The 1,578-nt window shown below is 47.3% G+C and carries 4 protein-coding genes; 3 read left to right on the top strand and 1 reads right to left on the bottom strand.

Features of this window, described 5'->3' with window-relative positions:
* Positions 1 to 437 (bottom strand): tetratricopeptide repeat protein (locus C7B65_RS26890; RefSeq protein ID WP_146135858.1); only part of this gene is annotated, 437 nt, incomplete at its 3' end.
* On the opposite strand from C7B65_RS26890, the gene C7B65_RS26885 reads away from it, so the two are divergent.
* The 3 genes from C7B65_RS26885 to C7B65_RS26875 all read left to right on the top strand — a co-directional run bounded on the left by C7B65_RS26885 (position 436) and on the right by C7B65_RS26875 (position 1,350).
* Positions 436 to 708: a hypothetical protein gene (locus tag C7B65_RS26885; RefSeq protein ID WP_073074889.1), complete on the top strand. Its 273-nt coding sequence runs from the start codon at positions 436 to 438 to the stop codon at positions 706 to 708. The two genes, C7B65_RS26890 and C7B65_RS26885, sit on opposite strands and share 2 nt — an antisense overlap.
* A 61-nt stretch (positions 709 to 769) precedes the next feature.
* Positions 770 to 1,105, top strand: a complete 336-nt coding sequence (locus C7B65_RS26880) for a DUF6883 domain-containing protein (RefSeq protein ID WP_073074890.1) — start codon at positions 770 to 772, stop codon at positions 1,103 to 1,105.
* Complete coding sequence (locus C7B65_RS26875) at positions 1,105 to 1,350, top strand: DUF4926 domain-containing protein (protein ID WP_073074891.1); 246 nt, start codon at positions 1,105 to 1,107, stop codon at positions 1,348 to 1,350. The genes C7B65_RS26880 and C7B65_RS26875 overlap by 1 nt, the downstream gene beginning before the upstream one ends.
* The last annotated feature ends 228 nt before the right edge of the window (positions 1,351 to 1,578 follow it).

Genomic DNA, 1,578 nt, shown 5'->3' with positions numbered 1-1,578 from the left:
GCTTTGGCATAGTTGCCCAGAGAATAGTAAGCAATTCCCAGATTGCCCAGGGATTGTCCTTCACCAAGTCGGTCTTTGATTTCTCGTGCGATGGCTAAATGCTGCTCGTGATACTCAATGGCTTTGGCATAATTGCCCAGAGAATAGTAAGCAATTCCCAGATTGCCCAGGGATTGTCCTTCACCAAGTCGGTCTTTAAGATTGCGGTAAATTTGAAGGGATTTTTGCCAGGACTGGAATGCAGCGTCAAACTGGCTAATCTGATATTGTTGATTTCCCTGCTGCAAAAGGCGATCTGCCTCCGCTTTAGAAGCCGAATGAGTCGAAGTCTGGGCAAGAACAGGGAGTGGAGAGTAAGCAGTCGGGAGTAAGGGAGCCGTCAGAGACAGCACCAGTGCCGCGATCGCAAGACCCGTAGACTTCAAATGGGGAGACATGGCAGAAGTTCTCCAGCAAAAGAAAAGTGCCTATCCTAATCTACTCCATTCCGTTTCCAGATTCCGGACGGGTGATCAGCGATTGGTAGCTGCAACGTTTCAATATCACGGGGAAGCTGGATTATTGAGAAAGCTCTTTGTGCTGGATGAGATGCGCGATCGCGAAGCGTTCTTAGACCAGAAGAAAAAGAGTCGCCGCGATCGCCAGAAAGATGAACAGGCAACGCTGCCGCGATCGCCAAAACTTATCAAGCCTATCGAGGAGGTCTAATTTAGTACAGTTGGTTGAAGTTGGTAAAATGGGAGTGATACCAACGACTCTGTTTTGTTTCATGAAGCTTGCTCGTGATGCTGTGATTGCGCCCGCCAAACTGACAAAGTATCTGCTGATCTGGCGTGATGTGGATGATAAGTCTAAGTTTTTGGCGCAAGCGGGCTATGGTCAAGAGAACTGGCGACAATTAGAAGCGGATTTGAGAAGTCAGATTTTACCGCTTGAGGCTGTGCCGAGTGATGAACCAAATCGATTTGGGGATGTTTATAAGATTCGAGGTGTTTTGACGGGAATAAATGGGGTCAATTTAGCGGTGGTCACGATTTGGATGGTTGAATACGAGACACAACAAACAAAGTTTATTACGCTATATCCAGATAAGGAGGCGGAGTGATGGCATTTGAGTTGTTTACGAGGGTGGCTTTGCAGGAAGATTTTCCGAAGCATCAGTTGCATCGGGGAGATGTTGCAACGATCGTGGAACATCATCCTGTTGCAAATGGGGAGGATGGCTATAGTCTGGAGATCTTTAATGCGATCGGGGAGACGATCGCAGTTTTAGTAGTTTCTGAGTCCCAAATTGAACCACTGATGCGGAATGAGGTGTTGCATATTCGAGTGCTGGATGAAGCTGTTTAGCTTTACCACACCGTCTGAATATTTTGTAGCGCTTGAATTCGATGATCGCGGGTAATTAGAGGTTAAGTTCAGGTGTAATGCAGTTGCGGGCATTTTGGGAACGATGGCGCGATCGATTGGTCGGATAGCTTAGGCGATCGCCGTTGCTAGCATATAGCAATCCTAAATCAGTTGTAAGATGAAGGCTGAGTGGGTCGTGACCCCTGATGACAACCGTGAAAGATGGTA

Origin of the sequence: Phormidesmis priestleyi ULC007 (genome assembly GCF_003003695.1) — a bacterium.
Lineage (GTDB): Bacteria > Cyanobacteriota > Cyanobacteriia > Leptolyngbyales > Leptolyngbyaceae > Phormidesmis_A > Phormidesmis_A priestleyi_A.
Note: the sequence above shows the minus strand (reverse complement) of the source record. Positions and strands in the feature narration are given on the sequence as shown.